We start from the raw sequence: 20,164 nt of genomic DNA, 5'->3' as shown, positions 1-20,164 counted from the left end.
ACATTGATATGGCAAAACTCGACGCCATCACCCTTTCGGTCCTCCAGGCGGCCCTGCAACAGGTCTGCGACGAGATGGACCTTACGTTCTCTCGCGCCGCTTTCTCGCCTGTCATCGCCGAAGCCAACGACCGCTCCGACGGCATCTATTCGGCTGTCGATGGTTCGCTGATCGCGCAGGGAAGCCAAGGCCTGCCGGTGTTCGTCGGCGTCATGCAATATTCGACCAGGACGGTGATCGAGATGATCGCCGACGGCCGTTGCCTGCCGCCGGAACCAGGCGACATCTACATCGTTAACGACCCCTATCTCGGCGGCACCCATCTGATGGATGTGCGCTTCGCCATGCCGGTCTACCGGGCGGGAAAAATCTTCTGCTGGCTGTCCAACACCGGCCACTGGCCAGACATTGGCGGCTCGGTGCCGGGCGGGTTTTCGGCCTCCGCGACCGCAGTCGAGCAGGAAGGTCTGCGGCTGCCGCCGGTAAAACTGTTCAAGAAGGGCGTGCTCGATCCGGAGATCTACGCCATCATCTGCTCCAACATCCGTGTCGCCGACCAGCGCATCGGCGACATCAGGGCCCAGGCCGCCGCACTGCTGATCGGCCAGGACCGGCTTAACGGAATCCTGGATCGTTACGGTGACGAAACCGTTGTCGAGGCGATCGCCGAACTGTGCCGCCGCGCGGCCGAGCAGATGCGCGCCAACATCTCAGCCATTCCCGACGGCACTTACCATTCCAAGGCGTTTGTCGATTCCGACGGGGTGGTCAACGAGCCGCTGACCATTGCGCTCGCCGTCGAGAAAAAAGGCAATACGCTGACCTTCGATTTCACCGGCTCGTCCAAGCCGTGCGCCGGGCCGATGAACAGCGTGCTGGCGACGACTTTGTCCTCGGTCTATCTCGCCATGCGCCACATTTTCCCTGATGTGCCGATCAGCGCCGGTGCCTTCGAACCGCTTGAAGTTAAGCGGCCGGAAGGCACTTTCCTCGACGCCAAATATCCACGCCCGGTCTCGGGTTGCGCGGCCGAAGTGTCGCAGCGCATCGCCGAGGCGGTGTTCGCGGCGATGGTGCAGGCGCTGCCCGACAAGGTGACGGCGGCGCCCGCCGGCTCCAGCGGCAATTTCGCGCTCGGCGGCAATGACCCGGCGCGCGGCCGCGATTACGTCATGTACCAGATCTCCGGCGGCGGTTACGGCGGAAATTCAGGCCATGACGGGCTGACCAATGGCTGCTCGACCATCGGCATTTCCAAATCGCCGCCGGTCGAGATCATGGAACAGGCATTCCCGGTGCTTTACCGCCACTACGCCTTGCGTGAAGGCTCCGGCGGCGCAGGCAAGCATCGCGGCGGTTTCGGCCTCGCCTATGAGGTTGAAATCCTGCGCGGCGACGCCCGTGCTTCTTTCGTCATGGATCACGGCCGTTTCGGCCCCCAAGGCGCACTCGGCGGCAAGGACGGCGCGGTCAACATGGTGACCGTCTTCCGCAATGGCGAGGAACATGTGCCGCTGCACCTTTCGAAGGAGCAGGACATTGCGCTCAAGGCCGGCGACCGCGTGCGCGTCGGCACGCCGGGCGGCGGCGGCTACGGCGATCCGCTGCAGCGCGATCCGGATCTGGTGCTGCGCGACGTGGCGCTGGGGTACTACACATCAGAGGAAGCCACCGAAAAGTTTGGCGTTGTCCTCTCGGCCGGGGAGTTGGCCATCGACCGGGCGGCGACCAACAAGCAGCGCGCCGGGTAACGCACCACCGATCGCCTGGCCTGGATCGCCCGCCGCGCCGCGATCGCCGCAGCGCATGTCGTTTCCGTCTCCGTCACACGCCTGGAAGACCGTAGACTTCCCGCTTTCAACGGGGAACTCGAACATGCGTCTTTCCGGTCGTTTCGTGCTTGCCGCTTCCGTCGCTCTCACCCTTGCCACGGGCGCCGCCTCCGCCCAGGACAAAAAACTCAGGATCGGTACCGAGGGCGCCTATCCGCCCTTCAATTACGCCAGTGCCGACGGCACGCTGGGTGGCTTCGACATCGACTTGGGGAAGGCGCTGTGCGCCGAGATGAAGGCCGAGTGTGAGTTCAGCGTGCAGGATTTCGATGGTTCCATACCGGCGCTGCAGGCCGGCAAGTTCGACGCCATCATCAACATCACCATCACGCCCGAGCGGGCCGAGAAGGTCGAGTTCACCCACAAATACTACCAGACACCGCCGGCCATCGCCGTACCGAAGGACTCAACCGTCGCGGGCACCTCGCCGGACGACCTGAAAGGCAAGGCGCTCGGCGTGCAGACCGCGACCATCCACCAGAAATTCGCCGAGCAGAAATATTCAGGCTCCACCGTCAAGGCCTATCCGACCGGCGACGACGCCCGCACCGACATGGCCAATGGCCGCCTCGACGCGATGATGGACGGCTCGATCATCTTGACCGAATGGCTGAAGAAGCCCGACGGCGCCTGCTGCAAGCTGCTCGGCACTCTGACGGCCGATCCGGCCATTCACGGCCCCGGCGTCGGCATCGCGCTGCAGAAGGGCAAAAAGGAACTGGCCGACAAGCTCAATACGGCCATCGACGCGCTGCGCGCCAACGGAAAATACAAGGAAATCAACGACAAATATTTCTCGTTCGACGTCTACGGCGGCTGATCCTGACGCAATCACCTTCGGCAGCGCCGCCTGGCGCTGCCGTTTTTCTTGGATGATGGAGACTTCCTTGGCTGAGCGGCGTTCCCCTTTCTACAGCAGCATCGTCGGGCTGGGCGCGACCATGGGTCGTGTCGGGGGCGATTTCATCTCGGCCAAAACTTATTCCGACATTGCCGACGAGCACCTGAACACCCGCAAAAATGTCGGCGTGCAGGATCTCAGCACGATGGGCAAGATGGACGTCAAGGGGCCGGACGCCGAGGCGCTGGTCAACCATGTCATCGTCAATGACGCCGCCGCGATGAAGCCGGGGCAGGTGCGCTATTCCACCGTCTGTCGCGACGATGGCGGCATCATGGACGACCTCACCGTGTTTCGGTTGGGCCCGGAGCACTTCATGCTGGTGACCGGCTCGGTCAACCGCCTGAAGATGCTGCCCTGGCTGCATCATCACGCCCAGGGCCGCAAGGCCTATGTCACCGACATCACGGCGGCCATCGCCTTCCCGACCATCCAGGGTCCGCGCTCGCGCGAACTGCTGAAAGCGTTGATTGCGGATGCCGATCTGGATGAACTGAAGCGCTGGTCGTTCACGTCGGGCCATATCAACGGCACGCGGGTGCTGATCTCGCGCACCGGCGTGACCGGCGAACTCGGCTTCGAATTGTTCGTGCCGGCCGACGAGGCGGCCTCGCTCTGGGACGCGCTGATGCGCACCGGCCGTGACTTTGGCCTGAAACCCTATGGCGTGCTGGCGATGTTCACGCTGGGCCTGGAAAAGGCCTACCCGGCGCACGGCATCGACATGGACGAGAGCCGCACCCCGTTCCATGTCGGCCTCGACCGCTGGATCAAGTTCGACAAGGGCGATTTCGTCGGCCGCGAGGCGCTTCTCAAGGTCCGCGACACCGGCCTCGACGAGCAATGGGTCGGACTGATCCTCGACGGCGACAAGCCGGCCGCGACCGATGCCAAGGTTCTGGCCGATGGCGAGGACGCCGGCATCGTCACCTACAGCGACCACGGCTATTCCCTCGGCAAGGTGCTGGCCACCGCGCATCTGCGGCTGCCCTTCACGGCTGTCGGCACCGAATTGAACATTGATATCGGTGGTCAGCCGACGCGTGCGGTCGTGGCGCCGATACCGTTCTTCGATCCGGAAGGGATGAGGTTGCGAGGTTAGCTGACCCCCATCGGGCGTTTCGGCCTTTCCAAGGTATGCGGTCCGTCAACCCGAGCGACCGTCGAAACTTCTGCGGTAGCCGGAACGATCAGCTTTCGCCATCGATCAGCGTCTCCAGCAAATCGAGCAACTGCTCGAGCTTTTCGTGGCCGAAGCGCTGTTCGATGTCGTCATAAATGACGCGACGCTCGGGCGACAGGGCGTCGATCAAGGCGGAACCCGCGGGCGCAATGGTTAGAACGACGCGGCGGCCGTCGCCTTCGGCCTTGTTGCGGGTGATGAATTTGCGTCCCTCGAGCGCCTTGATGATGCGCGTCAGGCTGGGCGGCAAAACCGAGGCGCGGTCGGCGAGTTCCGTCGCCTCGACCGGGCCGGCTTCGCTCAGCACGCGCAGCACGCGCCATTGCTGTTCGGTCACGTCATGCGCGGCAAGCATCGGCCGAAACCGCGCCATCACCGCTTCGCGGGCATGAAGCAGCGCCATCGGCAGAGAACGACGGGTATTTTCCGGCAGCAAGAAAAGAGCCTCCCACGCTTGCGATCGAAACAGGCCCTCCCTCGGCCGAATCCGCCTGCCAGGGCCCGTTCCCGCCTTCCCGTATCGTTGCGCCAAGGCCGATGCAAGGCTTGACTTCGCGCATGCTGCATGTAATTAACGCGTTAACTACAACAAGGCAATAACCCAGGGAACGAAACGCCGTGCCTCACTTCTCCATCGAGTATTCGGCCAATCTCGATGCCAAGGTCGATATGGGCGAATTGTGCGCTCTGGTGTTGCGCACAGTGCTGGACACCGGGCTGTTCGAAACCGGCGCCGTGCGGGTGCGGGCGTTTCGCGCCGAGGCCTACGCGATGGCCGACAGGCTGCCGGAAAACGCCTTTCTCGACATGTCGTTTCGCATCGGCACCGGCCGCAGCGCCGACGACAAGAAGCGGACTGGCGAGGCTGTCTTCGCGGCGGTGAGCGAATACCTTGGCACGCTGTTCGAGACCCCGCATTTCGCCCTGTCGCTCGAAATCCGGGAAATCGACCCGGTGCTCAGCTGGAAGAGAAACGCAATCCACCCGCGACTGCGCGGCAAGTGACGGAACCCGACATGTCCGACCTGCAAGGCAATCTGAATAAGGCCGAGGCCTATCTGGCCCGCTTCAAGCACGATGGCGTGTTGAACCAGATCGGCGGCGAGGCGGTGCCGGCGCTCGACGGCACGACGTTCGAAACGCTGTCGCCGGTCAACCTGAAGCCGCTGGCAAGCGTCGCGCGCGGCGGGGCTGCCGACATCGACCGCGCCGCCAGGGCGGCGAAGGCGGCTTTCCCGGCCTGGGCCGCCATGCCTGGCGAGGCACGCAAGAAGCTGCTGCACAGAATCGCCGACGCGATCGAGGCGCGTGCCGAGGAGATCGCCTTCGTCGAATGCATGGATACCGGCCAGGCGCTGAAATTTATGGCCAAGGCGGCGTTGCGGGGTGCCGAGAATTTCCGCTTCTTCGCCGACCGTGCGCCCGAAGCGCGCGACGGCGAAACGCTGCGGACCACGGGCCAGGTCAACCTCACCACGCGGGTGCCAATCGGCCCGGTAGGCATCATCACGCCGTGGAACACGCCGTTCATGCTGTCGACCTGGAAGATCGCGCCAGCGCTGGCGGCCGGTTGCACCGTGGTTCATAAGCCGGCTGAATTTTCGCCGCTGACCGCCCGCCTGCTCGTCGAGATCGCCGAGGAGGCTGGCCTGCCGAAGGGTGTCTGGAACCTGGTCAACGGCCTGGGTGAAGATGCCGGCAAGGCGTTGACCGAGCATCCCGACATCAAGGCGATCGGCTTTGTCGGCGAAAGCCGTACCGGCTCGATGATCATGAAACAAGGCGCCGACACGCTGAAGCGCGTGCATTTCGAGCTTGGCGGCAAGAACCCGGTGATCGTCTTTGCCGACGCCGATCTCGAACGCGCCGCCGACGCCGTCGTATTCATGATCTATTCGCTGAATGGCGAACGCTGCACCTCGTCGTCGCGGCTGCTGGTTGAAGCCTCGGTCTATGAGAGCTTCACCGCCAAAGTCGCGGAGAGGGCGAAGCGCATCGTCGTCGGCCACCCGCTCGATCCGAAAACGGTGGTCGGGCCGCTGATCCATCCGGTGCATGAAAAGAAGGTGCTGTCCTATATCGAGATCGGCAGGTCGGAGGGGGCCACGCTCGCCGTCGGCGGCGGCAAGGTCGATGGGCCGGGCGGCGGCTGTTATGTCGGCCCGACCCTGTTCACCAACGTCTCCAACGGCATGCGCATCGCGCAGGAGGAGATTTTCGGGCCGGTGCTGAGCGCTATTCCCTTCAAGGACGAGGCTGAAGCGCTCGCGCTGGCCAACGACACCCAATACGGTCTGACCGGTTATCTCTGGACGTCCGACGTCACCCGCGCCTTCCGCTTCACCGATGCGTTGGATGCCGGCATGATCTGGGTCAATTCCGAGAATGTGCGCCATTTGCCGACACCGTTCGGCGGCGTCAAGAGTTCCGGCATCGGCCGCGACGGCGGGGACCATTCCTTCGACTTCTACATGGAGACGAAGAACGTAGCCTTCGCGACGACCGCGCACGCGATCCAGAAACTCGGCGGCTGACCGGAGGAAATCAGATGTCCTTGCCCAAGCCCAATCTCTATCCCGCCTTCAACATTCTGCGCCTCAGCCATGTCGAGCTGGCCGTCACCGACCTCGCCAAATCCCGTGCGTTCTATGTCGATACGCTCGGCCTCCAAGTCACCGACGAGACTTCGGACACCATCTATCTCAGGGCGCTGGAGGAGCGCGGGCACCATTGTATCGTGCTGAAGAAGGGGGCCACGGCCGAAGCCCGCGACCTCGGCTTCAAGGTCTTCTCGGACGAGGATCTCGACAAAGCGGTGCATTTCTTCAAGGGAAAAGGCCTGCCGGTGGAATGGGTCGAGCGACCTTACCAGTCGCGAACCTTCCGCACCCGCGATCCGCACGGCATTCCGCTCGAATTCTACGCTGAGATGGAGCGGCTGCCGCCGATCCACCAGAAATACGTGCTCTATCACGGCGTGAAGCCGCTGCGCATCGACCACTTCAACTGCTTCTCGCCCAATGTCGACGAATCCGTCGCCTTCTACAACGAGCTCGGCTTCCGCGTCACCGAATACACCGAGGACGCCAGCAGCGGAAGACTGTGGGCGGCGTGGACGCACCGCAAGGGCGGCGTGCACGACATCGCCTTCACCAACGGCATCGGCCCGCGCCTGCACCACGTCGCCTTCTGGGTGCCGACGCCGCTCAACATCATCGACCTGCTCGACCTGATGGCGACGACGGGCTATCTGCCGAACATCGAACGCGGCCCTGGCCGGCACGGCATCTCCAACGCCTTCTTTCTCTATGTCCGCGATCCCGACAACCACCGCATCGAGATCTACTGTTCGGACTACCAGACGGTCGATCCGGACCTCGAGCCGATAAAATGGGACCTCAAGGACCCGCAGCGCCAGACGCTGTGGGGCGCGCCGGCGCCGAAAAGCTGGTTTGAGGAGGGTAGTGTGTTTGCCGGGGCGAAGGCACGCCAGCCGGATCTGACGGCGTCGCCGATCATTGCGCCGTGACGATGGACGAGGAGACCCGGATGACTGGACATGGGCGGCTCGCCACCTTCACCGTCGGCGGCAAGGCGCGCTATGGCGCGATCACGGGCAAGGGCGTCGTCGACCTGTCGGCGCGCCACAGAGAATGGCCGACGCTGCGCGAAGTGATCGAGGCCGGCGCCTTGCGCCGGCTGGCGGAAGGGGCTGAGGCCTTCGCCGCCGATTTCCCGCTCGGCGCCATCGCCTACGAAATCCCGATCCCGTCGCCGGAAAAGATCATCTGCGTTGGCGTCAACTATTCGGACCGCAACGAGGAGTACAAGGACGGCCAGGCTGCGCCCTCCAACCCGTCGCTGTTCATCCGCTTTCCCCGTTCATTCGTCGGCCATGGCGCGCCGCTGGTGCGGCCGCCGGAATCACCCCAGCTCGACTATGAGGGCGAAATCGTCATCGTCATCGGCAAGGCAGGCCGGCGCATCGCGGAAGCCGACGCGCTCGGCCATATTGCGGCGCTGTCGCTGTGCAACGAGGGCACCATCCGCGACTGGGTGCGCCATGCCAAGTTCAACGTGACGCAAGGTAAGAATTTCGACCGCACGGGTTCGATCGGCCCCTGGCTGGTGCCGTTCACCGACGAGGCGCAGATTGCCGACATTGCGCTGACCACCCGCGTCAATGGCGAGCTGCGCCAGCAGGACCGCACCAGCCGGATGATCTTCTCGTTTCGCAAGATCATCAACTACGTCTCGACCTTCACCACGCTGGTGCCGGGCGATATCATCGTCACCGGCACGCCGACGGGCGCCGGCGCCCGCTCCGAGCCGCCGATCTGGCTGAAGCCCGGCGACGTGATCGAGGTGGAGGCCGAAGGCATCGGCGTGCTCAGAAACGGTGTCGTTGACGAGGCAGCGCAATGACCCCGGAGCAAGTGGAAGACGCCGCGGCACGGCTGTTCGAGGCCGAGCGGTCGCGCCGTCAGATCCGTCTGCTCAGCCTCGATTTTCCCGAGGCAACGATGGAGGACGCCTATCGCGTGCAGGCGGCGCTGGTGACGCGCAAGATCGATGCCGGGCTGAAGCCGAAGGGCTGGAAGATCGGGCTGACCTCGAAGGCGATGCAATATGCGCTCGCCATCGACACGCCGGATTCGGGCATGCTGTTCGACGACATGTTCTTCCATGACGGCGCGACGGTGCCGGCCGACCGCTTCATCCAGCCGCGCGTCGAGGCCGAGATCGCCTTCGTCATGAAGGCGCCGCTGAAAGGTCCCGGCGTGACCATCTCCGACGTGCTCAACGCCACCGACTACATCACGCCGGCGCTGGAAATCCTCGACACCCGCATCGAGCGCGTCAATGCCGAGACGAAGAAGGCGCGCACCTTCTTCGACACGATTTCCGACAACGCCGCCAATGCCGGCATCGTCATCGGCGGCCGGCCGCAACGTCCTGATGAGGCCGACATGCGCTGGATCGGCGCCATCGTTTCGCGCAACGCCGAGGTCGAGGAAACCGGGCTCGGTGCCGGCGTGCTCAACCATCCGGCGATGGGCATCGCCTGGCTGGCGGACAGGCTCGCCCGCTACGGCATGTCGATCGCGGCAGGTGAGGTGGTGCTCTCGGGATCGTTCGTGCGCCCGGTCGAGGCGCGGCCCGGCGACATGATCGTTGCCGATTTCGGCAGCTCGGGCACGGTCAGCATCCATTTCGCGAAGGGCTGATGACCCGCCAGTTCTTATCGATCGGGCCCTATTCCCCACGCAGATAGGCAATCACCACATCGGCCGCGATGGCCGACATGCGCAGGCCGACCTCCCTGGTGATGTCGCCTTCGACGCGGCTCTGCACCCAGCCAAGAAAGGCGAAGGCGCGCAAGGCGGAAAAAAGCGGCAACGCGGCGATGTCCTGCGCCGTCAGCTCGCGCTCCTGCCGGTAGCCGTCGAGCAGAGCGGCCTCGATCAACGGATAGATCGCCTCCTCGCGGTTCTGGTATAGCGCGACGGCAAGGTCGTACATGTGCCAGCCATGGCCGCAATCGTCGAAGTCGATGATGCGGATCGCGCCGTCATGGACGAGCACATTCTCGCGCACCAGGTCGGCGTGGATGATGCCGAAATTGCGGGCGCTGCGTTCATGCTCCGACAGCGCCTCCACGGCCTTTTCCCGCGCCTGGAAAACCAGCTCGCGACGAGGGCCGTCGAGGAAGGGCGAGGTCTCGAAACGGCCCCAAATCGGGTTCGCACCGAAGAAGCCGTCGAAATCCCAGGCATGGCGGGCAAAGCCGGCGGGCGGCGTCCAGGCAGACGTGACATTGTGCATGTGGGCGATGGTTCGGCCCATCGCGGTAAAGACCTGTCTTGCCTGCTCGGGCGTAAAATCCAGCGGCACGCCTCGCGCGCCGACGGCGCGGCCTTCCAGCCAGCTCAAGCAATCGACTTGACGGGGTTGCACTGAGGCGTTGGCGCTGACAAGCACGAACAGATCGCCGGCCGGCGTGGCGACCGGCGAGGGTGTGGCGATGCCGGCCGATTGCAGAAAGCCCATCCATTGCAGTTCCGAGCGCAGGGCGGCGTCCGTGTGATAGCCAAGCCGATGAATGCGCATGGCGGCCGGCTGGCCTGTTGGCAAGATGACGCGAAACACCGCGTTCTCGCGGAATTTCAGCAGCTCCGGCTCACCCTCACGAATGCCCCAATGTTCGAGCGCGCGCCTGGCGAGCGCCGTGACGTCCGCTGCCGTCTCGGGCTCGGATTGCGTGGAAACAGCGTTCACGCCTTCACTCCGCCGACTTCACCAAGCACCTCGTCGAGCACGCCGATCAGGACGTCGGCATTGTCGCGCGAAAAAGGCATCGGCGGGCGGATTTTCAGCACATTGCCATGGATGCCGGTCTTGCCCATCAGCACGCCACGGTGGCGCATGCGGTTGGCGACCTGCTCGGCAATGTCGGGCGCCGGCTCGCGGCTCTCGCGGTCATGAACCAACTCGGCGCCGAAGAACAGCCCGGCGCCCCTGACCTCGCCGATGCATTCATGGCGCTCGGCCAGCGGGCGCAGCAGGCCGAGCGCATAGGCGCCGACATCGCGCGCGTTGGCGACAAGATTTTCCTGCTCGATGACGTCGAGGACGGCATTCGCCACCGCGCAGGAGACCGGGTTGCCGCCAAAGGTGTTGAAGTAGCGGAAAGCGTTGCGGAAGGTCGCCAGGATCTCCCTCGAGGTGACCACGGCGGCGACCGGATGGCCGTTGCCCATCGGCTTGCCCATGGTGACGATGTCGGGAACGAAGCCGGCGCGCTGATGACCCCAGAAATGGCTGCCGGTGCGCCCGAAACCCGGCTGCACCTCATCGGCGATGACCAGCCCTCCCGCTTCGCGCACCGCCGCCAAGGCGTCGTCGAAGAAGCCGGCAGGAAGCGCCGGAAAGCCTTCATTGGCAAGCAGCGGACACAGGATCATGCCGGACAGGCCGATGCCGTCCTTTGCCAGCGAGGCGATGGCTTCACGCACCGCATCGCCAAAAGCCTTGCCGTTCTCCATCGCATCCGGGTGGCGAAAACTGTCGGGCGCCGGCACCAGCCTGACATTGCGAGCGCGGCCGCCGACCGGCGGCATGCGGGTGCTGAGCTGCGAAACCGCCGTGGTGTTGCCGTGATAGGTGGCGTCGGTGGCGATGATGCCCATCTGCCCCGATGCCGCCTGCGCCATGCGCAGCGCAATGTCGTTGGCCTCGCTGCCGGTGCAGGTCAGGATGGCTGTGGAGAGGCTCGCATCGAACGTCGCCGTCAGCCGTTCGACATAATCGAGGATGGCGGTGTGCAGATAGCGCGTGTGGGTGTTGAGCAGGCTCGCCTGCCGGCACAGCGCCTCGACCACATGCGGATGGCAGTGACCGACATGGGCGACATTGTTGTAGGCATCGAGATATTTGCGGCCATCGGCATCGTAGAGCCAGACGCCTTCGCCGCGCACCAGATGTACGGGCTCGTCATAGAACAATTGCGATTTCGCGCCGAGCAGGCGGGAGCGCCGGCTAACCAGCGCCTCTTGCGATTGACTCATTGTGTCTCGAAACTCCGTTCCATTCACTAAACCGTCAGACCTTCGACAGGCCGGCATCCAGCGCCTCACCGATCTTCGTCACGTCGGCGGCGGTGATGATGAGCGGCGGCGACAGGATGATGGCGTTGCCGGAGACACGCAGCATGACGCCAGCCTCATAGGCCGCCTCCGAAACCACCGCCATGGTCTTCTTGTCGGTAGGCTTCTTGGTGGTCCGATCCGAGACCAGTTCTAGCGCCGCCATCAGGCCCTTGTACCTGACATCACCGACGATCGCATGCCTGGCTTTCAGCTCTTCCAGCACGGCTGCGAGTTCGATACCACGCGCGGCGGCGTTCTCGTTCAGACGAAGGCGCCTGGTTTCGGCAAGCGCCGCCAGCCCCGCCGCGCAGCCGACCGGGTGGCCGGAATAGGTATAGCCGTGACCGATCGCGCCGAAGCTGGTTTTATCCGCCTCGAAGATCTCGGCCACCTTGGCGCCGATCAAGGTCGCGCCGAGCGGGAAATAGCCTGAGGTGATCGCCTTGGCGATGGTCATGAAATCCGGCTTCACGCCGGACAGCCGCGAGCCCGACCAGGCGCCGGTGCGGCCAAAGCCCGTCACCACCTCGTCGGCGATCAGCAGGATTTCGTGGCGGTCGCAGATCTCGCGCACCAGCGGCATGAAACTCTCATGCGGAACGATGACGCCGCCGGCGCCGAGGACCGGCTCCATGATGAAAGCGGCGATGGTGTCGCCACCCTGGAAGGCGATCTCATCCTCCAGCGCCTTGGCGCAGAGTTTTGCCAGCCGCACCGGGTCGGTCTCGTCGAACGGGTTGCGGAAGGTCCAGGGTGCCGGAATGTGGAAGACGCCGGGCAGCAGTGGCTCGTAGTTACGGCGGAAATTGGCGTTACCGTTGACCGACGCGCCGCCGAAATGTGTGCCGTGATAGCCCTTCTTCAGGGCGAGGAATTTGGTGCGGTCGGCCTGGCCGCGGATCTTCCAGTATTGCCGGGCCAGCCGAAGCGCTGTTTCGACCGAATCCGAACCGCCCGAGGTGAAGAAGGTCCGCACCATGCCTTCCGGCTCGAACCATTCGCAGAGTTCGTAGGCGAGCTCGATCGACGGTCCGGTCGAGGTGCCGCGAAAACCGGAATAATAGGGCAGCGCACCGAGCTGGTCGGCGATCGCCTTCTTGATCGGGTCGCAGCTGTAGCCGAGATTGACGTTCCACAGGCCGCCGACGGCATCGAGCACGGTGTTGCCGGCGATGTCGGTGACCATCACCCCCTCGCCCTTCATGATGACTTTCGGCGGGTTGGCCCGCATCTCGGCCGGATGCGCCATCGGGTGCCAGATCGGCTTGGCGTTTGTCTCGGTGAGGAAATTGATGTCGCGCATGGCAGGCTCCGCAAATGGTCTCAGGCAACAGGAACGAGGTCGAAATGGCCGAGTGCTTCGGCATAGGATTGGGCCGGGCGGGCGACGTCGAAATGAACCGTGCGCATGCCGGCGGCGATGCCGCCATCGACATTGCGCTGCTGGTCATCGACGAAGACGCAAGCCCCGGCAGGCAGGCCGAGCGCCTCGGTGACGAAGGCATAGGCGCGCGGATCGGGCTTGAGGATGCCGGTATATGTCGCGTCGACGATCACGTCGAACAGGCCGAGCAACGGCAGCCGCCGGCGAAAGTCGGCGCCGTAGAAAAGGTCGAGTTCGTTGGACAGGATCGCCAATCGAAATCCGGCCGCATAAACGGCACGGATGGCGCTGTCGGCTTCGGGCCGCACCACCTTTTCCGGCTCGGCGCCACGCGCACGCTGGACGAAGGTTTCCATCGCCTGCCAGTCTTCGCCGACCAGACGGCCAACCTCGCTTGTGCGGGTGCGCCAATAGTCGCGCTCGCTGATCTCATCGGCCTGCATCGCGCGCCACAGCGGATCGCTGTCCGGATCGAACGGCCCGCGCCATTGCAGCGTTCCAGGCGCAAGGCCGAGCGCCTGTTCGGTCAAAGCATGCGTTTCGAACAGGGTCCGGGTGACGACGCCGCCGAAATCAAGGACAAGCGCCTGGGCGGGAACAGCACTCACGCGGCCACTCCCTTGGCCGGCTTGCCGCGCGGGACGATGCCTTCCTCGACCCAGCGGTCGAAGATCTCGAGCGCCTTGCCGACGAAGTCGTCGCTGTTGATGTGGGCGTCGATCTCATGGAACTCCACGCTGGCGGGCATGGCCTTGCGCATTTCATCGGCGAAGGCGGCCAGGGCTTCGGGCTCATAGAGTGGCTCACCCTGCGTATCCCACTCCTGGATGCCGCTGGTAGGCAGGATGAAGGCGGAGCGGCCTTTCGCGGCGCCGAGCTTGGCGGCGATGGCCCTGGCAACCTGGCGGCGGTCGTCGGCATCGACGGTGACCGAACCGATCAACCGGTTGTGGGCGTGAAACGGCCGCCCCAAGAATTTAGCCGGCAAATCCTGCCAGGTCGGCAGATCGACCATGTCGACGGCGCCGGGCGCTGCGATCTGGGGAATGCCGCGGGCGCCGGCATTCTCCAGCCGGTCGGCGCCGGAGCTGACGACGGAGCCGGCCAGATGATTGGTGATTTCCTGCAGGCTGAAATCGAACACCGCGCAGAAATGCCCCTGTCCGGCGATCGATTCGAAGGCGCGACCGCCCATTCCGGTGGTGTGGAAGACGGCAACGTCATAGCCGCGCTGTTCCAGCGCCGGCTTCAGCGTCTTCATGTAGCGCAGGCAGCTGCTGCCGAGCGAGGTCATGCCGATGGTCGGCCCCGGTGCCTGCGCCGACGCGCGAGACGCCAGTACGATTTTAGCCGCGCCGACGACCGCACCGCAGGCCTGCGACAGCACCAGCCTGCAGATGTTGTTGAGGCCGTACAGTCCGCCCGCCCACAGGATCATCATCAGGTCGGGGGCGACGCGCTCGGGCGGGATGAGATGCGAATAGGCGATGGTCGAGACGACGAATTTCGGCACGCCGAGCGGCAGGCAAAGCGCCACGTCGAGCGCCAGATCGGTTCCCATGGAGCCGCCTATGGCAATGAAGGCGTCGATCTCGCCACTTTGATGGAGCTTGCGCACCAGCTGCACGGCGCCGCCGGCCATCAGCGTCATGGCGGTGTTCTCATCACCGCTCGAAACGATCTCGGCGATCGTCACATCTACAGCCCGGGCCACGGCGTGCTTGTCGTGGTCCGGGCTGTAGGGCGGGTCGCCCAGCACGCTGACATCCATCATCACGGCGCTGCCGCCCGACGCATCGATGCACTGTTTCATGAACAGCAGCTCTTCGGCCTTTGTGTCGCCGGTGCCGATGACCAGGATGCGGGGCGCTGTCTCCAAGGGCATCAGGCCTGCCTCCTCAAGATTTGCAGGTTTTCGCCGTTGAGGCGCATGGAAATCTCCCGTGCCGCCTCCCTCACGGCAAGTCCCCGTTCGGCGATCGCGGCTGCCGTCGTTCTGGCCTTTGGCGCCGCCACCGCGATGGTGCCGAGCGCAAAGCCATCCGGCCCGCGGATTGCCGCCGCGACGCTGATCACACCTTCCTCATAGCCCTGGTCGCAGATCGAATAGCCGCGCTCGCGCGCCTCGCTCATGGATCTTGAGATTGCGGCCGGCTCGATCAGCGTATGGGCCGTGAAAGCGTCGAGCGAACCCGTCAGGCACGCCTTGACGGTCTCGTCGCGTGCAAAGGCCAGATAGGCGATGCCCGACGCGGTCGAATGCAGGGGCAGCAACTGACCGATGTCGATGTTGACCCGGTTCGCCCATGCCGGATGCTCGACATGGACGGTGACCAGCCTGTCGACGCCGAATTCCGACAAATGCACGGTCTCGGCCGTCGATGCCGCCAGATCCCGCACCAGCGGAACAGCTGTCTGCAGGAAGGGAAAGCGCGCCTCGCGGATGCGAGCCAGCCGCGACAGGCCGGCGCCGAGGCGATAGTGCCGCGTGCCCGCATCCTGCTCGACAAAACCATGGCCGGCCAGCGCAACCAGCAGCCGCCTTGTCGTCGCCTTGTCGAAGCCCGAGCGGCGCGCCAGATCGGACAGGCCGAGCTCGGGCTCGTCGACGCTGAACAGCTCCAGAAGCGAGATCGCTTTTCCGACCGTACTCAAATTTGCCTCCCGGTTCGGGACAATCATTTAACGTGTGAATTAACTTGACAGGCATCGGCATTGTTTGCAAGTCTATATTCAAAATAACGGTTCGAATAATGAACCGACCACCAGAGTGCATGGGACAGGCCATTCGGCCGGCGAGCCTGAGGGTTTGCAAACAGGAGGGATCAATGACGGCAGTTGCAGAACAGGCGCCGGCCAACAGGCTGCGCAAGAACAGTCTTGGCGTCGGCGCCATCACCTTCATGGTGATTTCGGCGGCCGCCCCGCTCACGGCCGTCGCCGGCGGCACGCCGCTCGGCATGCTGATGGGCAATGGCGCCGGCTTTGCCGGCACCTATCTGATCGTGACGGTGCTGCTGCTTTTGTTCGCGGTTGGCTATGTCGCCATGTCACGCCATGTCGGCAATGCCGGCGCCTTCTATGCCTATGCCGCGCGCGGCCTCGGCAGCATGGCCGGCGGCGCCACGGCGCTGATCGCCATCCTGTCCTACAATGCCATGCAGATCGGGGTCATGGGCCTGCTCGGTGCCGCGACATCAGGCCTGTTCGCCGGCTGGGGCATCAATTTGCCCTGGTGGGTGTGGAGCTTCATCGCCATCGCGCTGGTGGCCGTGCTCGGCTACCGACAGGTCGACCTCTCCGCCAAGATCCTGACGGTGCTGGTGCTGTGCGAATATCTTGTGGTGCTGGTCCTCGACATCGCCATCCTCAAGACCGGCGGCGACAGCGGCCTGTCGGCGGCGCCATTCAGCTGGAGCCAGATCGTCAGCGGCTCGCCGGCCATCGCCATCCTGTTCTGCTTTGCCGCCTTCATCGGTTTCGAGGCGACGACGATCTATGCCGAGGAGGCACGCGATCCAAAGATCACCATTCCGCGCGCCACCTATTTTTCGGTCGTGCTGATCGGTGTCTTCTACATGCTCACGGCATGGCTGATGGCGGTCGGCGCCGGTGTCGACAAGCTGCTGCCGACGCTGCAGGGGCTGCAGGATCCGACGACCTTCCTGTTCGGCCTGTCGGATCGTTACGCCGGCACGATGCTGTCGCAGGCGATGAGCATCCTGTTCGTGTCGAGCCTGTTTGCCGGCGTGCTGGCGTTCCACAATGCGGTTGCGCGCTATATCTATGTCTCGGGCCGCGAAAAACTGTTGCCGCAGACGATCGGCGTGACGCATGCGGTGCACCAGAGCCCGCATGTCGCCTCGGTCATCCAGAGCGTGCTCGCCGCGGTCGTCGTCGGCCTCTTCGCCGTGCTCGGCCTCGATCCGGTGCTGGCGCTGTTTTCGTGGCTGACCAATGTCGCGACGCTCGGCGTCATCGTCATGATGGCGGTGGCCTCGCTTGCCGTGGTGATGTTCTTCCGCGCCAATCCATCGACGCAGGAGAACGCGATGAAGACCACCATCCTGCCCGGGCTGACCTTCATCGCCTTCGTCATCATCATCTACCTGATCGTCATCAATTTCGGCAGCCTGTCCGGGGCCGGCGGTTTCCTTGGCGTGTTCCTGCCGGGGCTGGTGCTGATCGCCGCGATCGTCGGCCTGCTGCTGGCCAGCGCGCTGAAGAGCCGCGATCCGGTCGCGTTCAAAAACCTCGGCCAGCCGCTGAAAGATTGAGGAAAGCAAAGGGGCGGCGTGCCACGCCGCCCCTTACACCACAAAGGGAGTGGCGGATTTGAGCTTTGCCGAAAATATCACCGTCGAGGCATTGGAAGCAGATCCCTACCCGATCTATGCAGAGCTCAGGCGCAGTGCGCCGGTCACCTTCGTGCCGGCGGTCAATCTGTGGTTCGTCACCCGCTGGAAGGATGTCGAGAGCGTCGCCAAGTCTCCCGACATCTTCTCCGCCGTCGTCGGCTCATCGCCGGTCGAGCGCTCCTTCGGCAAGCCGACCATCCTGACCACCGATGGCGAGACGCACAAGCAACTGCGCCAGGGCGTAGACCCGAAATACCGGCCGCGCACCGTCGCTTCCTATGCCGGCGACCTCGTGCGGTCGATCGCCGAACCTTTTCTCGACCAAATTGCGGAGCGCGGCTCGGCCGAGCTGATGGCCGACTATTTCGAGCCGGTGTCGACGCTCAGCCTGGCGCGCTCGCTCGGCCTTGCCGACATCGACATGCCGACGCTGCGCCGCTGGTTCTACGGCCTTGCCCAGGGCGCCATCAATTTCGAGAACGACGCGAAGCGGCAGCAAATAGCCGACGCGATCAGCGCCGAGGTCGGCGACGCCATCCTGCCGACGCTGGAGAGGCTTGCGCGTGCGCCTGACGACTCCGCGCTGTCGCATATGCTGCATGACGGCATGCCGGACGGCACGACACGGCCGATCGACTTCCTGATGCCGAGCATCAAGGTCATCCTGCTCGGCGGCATGCAGGAGCCCGGACATGGCGCCGGCTCGATCGTCGCCGGCCTGCTGGCCCATCCCGAACAGATGCGGCAGGTGCTCGCCGATCCCGAGACCTTCGTGCCCAAAGCGGTTGACGAGGGCTTGCGCTGGGTCGCGCCGATCGGCACCCAGACACGGCAGACGACGCGGGCGGTCGAGCTTGGCGGCGTGACGATCCCGGCCGGTGCAGCGGTGGCCGCCCTCGTCTCTTCGGCAAGCCGCGACGAGAGCCGCTTTGCCGATCCCGACCGCTTCGACATCAACCGCAACGAAGGCAACCATGCCGCCTTCGGCTTCGGCCATCATTTCTGCTCGGGCCGGTTTTTCGCACGCGAGCAGATGTGCCTTGCGGTAAGGCTGTTGCTCCAACGCTTCCCCGATCTCAGCCTTGTGCAGGGCAAGGAACCGGTGTTTCGCGGCTGGGAATTCCGCGCGCCAACCACATTGCATGTTTCCCTTGGAGTCCGTCACCCATGATCAGTCAGAGTGCCATCGACACGCTGCGCAGGACGGAGATCGGCGCGCGGGGCCTGTTCATCGATGGCGTGCAGATCGAGGCAACAAGCGGCGCAAGCCTGCCGGTGACGTCGCCGATCGACGGCCGACCTTTCGCCAGCATCGCCGACGGCAACGCCGCCGATATCGACCGCGCCGTGAAGTCGGCGCGCAAGGCGTTCGAGAAGGGCTCGTGGTCGCGATCAGCGCCGGCCTTTCGCAAGAAGGTGCTGACGAAATTCGCCGAGCTGGTCGAAAAGCATGCCGACGAGCTCGCCGTGCTCGGCGTGCGCGACAATGGCACCGAGATCGGCATGGCCTACAAGGCCGAACCGCTCTCGGCGGCAGGCACCCTCCGCTACTATGCCGAGGCGATCGACAAGGTCTATGGCGAGATCGCGCCGACCGCCGACAATGTGCTGGGACTGATCCACAAGGAGCCGCTCGGCGTCGTCGGCGTTATCGTGCCGTGGAACTTTCCGCTGATGATCGGCGCCTGGAAAATCGCGCCGGCGCTGGCCGCCGGCAATTGCGTGGTGGTCAAGCCGCCGGAAATCGCTTCGCTCACGCTGCTGCGGCTGGCCGAACTGGCAAGCGAGGCCGGACTTCCCGCCGGTGTGCTCAATGTCGTCACCGGCCGTGGTTCGGTTACCGGCGAGGCGCTCGGCCTGCATATGGATGTCGACGCCATCGCCTTCACCGGTTCCGGCCCGGTCGGCCGGCGGCTGCTCGAATATTCCGCTCGCTCCAACCTGAAACGCGTCTTCCTCGAACTCGGCGGCAAGTCGCCCAACATCGTCTTTGCCGATGCTCCCGACCTAAAACAGGCGGCGGGCGTCTCGGCCAACGGCATTTTTCGCAATTCCGGCCAGGTCTGCGTCGCCGGCTCGCGCCTGCTCGTCCAGGCGTCGGTCTATGACCGTTTCATGGACGAGCTTCTCTTGGCAACGACCCGGCTGAAAGTCGGCGACCCGCTCGATCTCTCCAGCGACATCGGTGCGGTGTCGAGCGCCGAACAGCTGGACAAGAACCTCGGTTTCGTCGCCAGGGCCACGGAAGAAGGTGCCCGTCTCGTCACCGGCGGCGAACGGATCCTGACCGAGACCGGCGGCAGCTACATGGCGCCGACGATCTTCGAGAACGTCACGCAAGACATGCAGCTTGCGCGTGAGGAGGTGTTCGGGCCCGTACTCGGCGTCATGCGCTTCGAAACCGAGGAGGAGGCGGTTCGGCTTGCCAATTCGACCGTCTACGGGCTTGCCTCCGCGGTGTGGACCGCCAACCTCTCCACCGCGCATCGCATGGTGCGCGCCATCAATGCCGGCGTCGTCCACGTCAACACCTATGGCGGCGCCGACATCACCGTGCCGCTCGGCGGCGTCAAGCAGTCGGGCTTCGGCCGCGACAAGTCGCTGCACGCGCTGGAGAAATATCTGGAACTCAAGACCGCGTGGATCGCGCTTTGAGACCAACCGTGGCGCTGGCCTGCCTCCGAATCTGACCTTCCCACGGAGATGCCCAGGATCGCCTTAGATCCGGCGGCGGTCGGCCGAGCGCCATCTTGTTCTCTCTTCGTTGGAATTTTTGAGAGAATATTCCTGGCTTTGGCGAGAACGGCGAAACGCGTTCTTTGATTAAATCAATAGAATTCCTGACGATGTGATCAAG

18 protein-coding genes are annotated in these 20,164 nt (G+C 64.4%); 11 read left to right on the top strand and 7 right to left on the bottom strand.

The window, feature by feature from the left end; translation table 11 throughout:
- The first annotated feature begins 8 nt into the window (after nt 1–8).
- The 3 genes from NKJ11_RS12235 to NKJ11_RS12225 all read left to right on the top strand — a co-directional run bounded on the left by NKJ11_RS12235 (nt 9) and on the right by NKJ11_RS12225 (nt 3,835).
- Nucleotides 9–1,751, top strand: coding sequence for a hydantoinase B/oxoprolinase family protein (locus tag NKJ11_RS12235; protein ID WP_352793442.1), 1,743 nt, complete (start codon nt 9–11; stop codon nt 1,749–1,751).
- 124 nt (nt 1,752–1,875) lie between these two features.
- On the top strand, nt 1,876–2,652 hold the full coding sequence (locus NKJ11_RS12230) for an ABC transporter substrate-binding protein (protein WP_352793415.1): 777 nt from the start codon (nt 1,876–1,878) through the stop codon (nt 2,650–2,652).
- Nucleotides 2,653–2,704: 52 nt separating this feature from the next.
- Entirely contained in the window at nt 2,705–3,835 is a 1,131-nt protein-coding gene (locus NKJ11_RS12225) for an aminomethyl transferase family protein (protein WP_352793413.1), read from the top strand.
- A gap of 88 nt (nt 3,836–3,923) precedes the next feature.
- Here the strand turns inward: NKJ11_RS12225 and hpaR are convergent, their stop codons facing one another.
- Nucleotides 3,924–4,319 carry a homoprotocatechuate degradation operon regulator HpaR gene (gene hpaR / locus NKJ11_RS12220; protein ID WP_127276380.1) on the bottom strand — a complete coding sequence of 132 codons (396 nt, stop codon included), beginning with the start codon at nt 4,317–4,319 and terminating at the stop codon, nt 3,924–3,926.
- Between the two features lie 215 nt (nt 4,320–4,534).
- On the opposite strand from hpaR, the gene NKJ11_RS12215 reads away from it, so the two are divergent.
- From NKJ11_RS12215 to hpaH, 5 genes are read left to right on the top strand one after another with little or no spacing between them, the layout of a single operon-like run.
- The gene (locus tag NKJ11_RS12215) at nt 4,535–4,921 is read left to right on the top strand and encodes a 5-carboxymethyl-2-hydroxymuconate Delta-isomerase (protein ID WP_023810846.1); all 387 of its coding nucleotides are present in this window, start codon (nt 4,535–4,537) and stop codon (nt 4,919–4,921) included.
- Between the two features lie 11 nt (nt 4,922–4,932).
- Entirely contained in the window at nt 4,933–6,450 is a 1,518-nt protein-coding gene (hpaE, locus tag NKJ11_RS12210) for a 5-carboxymethyl-2-hydroxymuconate semialdehyde dehydrogenase (RefSeq protein WP_352751996.1), read from the top strand.
- Between the two features lie 14 nt (nt 6,451–6,464).
- Entirely contained in the window at nt 6,465–7,445 is a 981-nt protein-coding gene (hpaD, locus tag NKJ11_RS12205; RefSeq protein WP_352751994.1) for a 3,4-dihydroxyphenylacetate 2,3-dioxygenase, read from the top strand.
- Between the two features lie 20 nt (nt 7,446–7,465).
- Nucleotides 7,466–8,341 carry a fumarylacetoacetate hydrolase family protein gene (locus NKJ11_RS12200; RefSeq protein ID WP_352793411.1) on the top strand — a complete coding sequence of 292 codons (876 nt, stop codon included), beginning with the start codon at nt 7,466–7,468 and terminating at the stop codon, nt 8,339–8,341.
- Entirely contained in the window at nt 8,338–9,144 is an 807-nt protein-coding gene (hpaH, locus tag NKJ11_RS12195) for a 2-oxo-hept-4-ene-1,7-dioate hydratase (protein WP_352793409.1), read from the top strand. The genes NKJ11_RS12200 and hpaH overlap by 4 nt, the downstream gene beginning before the upstream one ends.
- A 28-nt stretch (nt 9,145–9,172) precedes the next feature.
- Here the strand turns inward: hpaH and NKJ11_RS12190 are convergent, their stop codons facing one another.
- Genes NKJ11_RS12190 through NKJ11_RS12165 form a run of 6 tightly spaced genes read right to left on the bottom strand, consistent with a single transcriptional unit; the run spans nt 9,173 to nt 15,604 of the window.
- Nucleotides 9,173–10,195 carry a phosphotransferase enzyme family protein gene (locus tag NKJ11_RS12190; protein ID WP_352793407.1) on the bottom strand — a complete coding sequence of 341 codons (1,023 nt, stop codon included), beginning with the start codon at nt 10,193–10,195 and terminating at the stop codon, nt 9,173–9,175.
- A complete protein-coding gene (locus NKJ11_RS12185) occupies nt 10,192–11,484 on the bottom strand; it encodes an aminotransferase class III-fold pyridoxal phosphate-dependent enzyme (RefSeq protein ID WP_352793405.1) in 1,293 nt (430 codons plus the stop codon). Before NKJ11_RS12185 ends, NKJ11_RS12190 begins: the two co-directional genes overlap by 4 nt.
- 34 nt (nt 11,485–11,518) lie before the next feature.
- Complete coding sequence (locus NKJ11_RS12180; protein WP_352793403.1) at nt 11,519–12,868, bottom strand: aminotransferase class III-fold pyridoxal phosphate-dependent enzyme; 1,350 nt, start codon at nt 12,866–12,868, stop codon at nt 11,519–11,521.
- Between the two features lie 20 nt (nt 12,869–12,888).
- Nucleotides 12,889–13,557: an HAD family hydrolase gene (locus NKJ11_RS12175; protein WP_352793401.1), complete on the bottom strand. Its 669-nt coding sequence runs from the start codon at nt 13,555–13,557 to the stop codon at nt 12,889–12,891.
- On the bottom strand, nt 13,554–14,834 hold the full coding sequence (locus NKJ11_RS12170) for a Tm-1-like ATP-binding domain-containing protein (RefSeq protein ID WP_352793399.1): 1,281 nt from the start codon (nt 14,832–14,834) through the stop codon (nt 13,554–13,556). The genes NKJ11_RS12175 and NKJ11_RS12170 overlap by 4 nt, the downstream gene beginning before the upstream one ends.
- A complete protein-coding gene (locus tag NKJ11_RS12165; RefSeq protein ID WP_352628951.1) occupies nt 14,834–15,604 on the bottom strand; it encodes an IclR family transcriptional regulator in 771 nt (256 codons plus the stop codon). Before NKJ11_RS12165 ends, NKJ11_RS12170 begins: the two co-directional genes overlap by 1 nt.
- Nucleotides 15,605–15,777: 173 nt before the next feature.
- On the opposite strand from NKJ11_RS12165, the gene NKJ11_RS12160 reads away from it, so the two are divergent.
- The 3 genes from NKJ11_RS12160 to NKJ11_RS12150 are packed head-to-tail and all read left to right on the top strand — an operon-like array spanning nt 15,778 to nt 19,962.
- Nucleotides 15,778–17,226 carry an APC family permease gene (locus NKJ11_RS12160; RefSeq protein WP_352628953.1) on the top strand — a complete coding sequence of 483 codons (1,449 nt, stop codon included), beginning with the start codon at nt 15,778–15,780 and terminating at the stop codon, nt 17,224–17,226.
- A gap of 58 nt (nt 17,227–17,284) precedes the next feature.
- The gene (locus NKJ11_RS12155; protein ID WP_352793397.1) at nt 17,285–18,478 is read left to right on the top strand and encodes a cytochrome P450; all 1,194 of its coding nucleotides are present in this window, start codon (nt 17,285–17,287) and stop codon (nt 18,476–18,478) included.
- Complete coding sequence (locus tag NKJ11_RS12150; protein WP_352793395.1) at nt 18,475–19,962, top strand: aldehyde dehydrogenase; 1,488 nt, start codon at nt 18,475–18,477, stop codon at nt 19,960–19,962. The genes NKJ11_RS12155 and NKJ11_RS12150 overlap by 4 nt, the downstream gene beginning before the upstream one ends.
- Nucleotides 19,963–20,164: the final 202 nt, after the last annotated feature.

Origin of the sequence: Mesorhizobium sp. M0243 (genome assembly GCF_040321775.1) — a bacterium.
In the GTDB taxonomy this organism is placed as follows: domain Bacteria; phylum Pseudomonadota; class Alphaproteobacteria; order Rhizobiales; family Rhizobiaceae; genus Mesorhizobium.
This window is presented reverse-complemented; position numbering and strand designations above follow the sequence as displayed.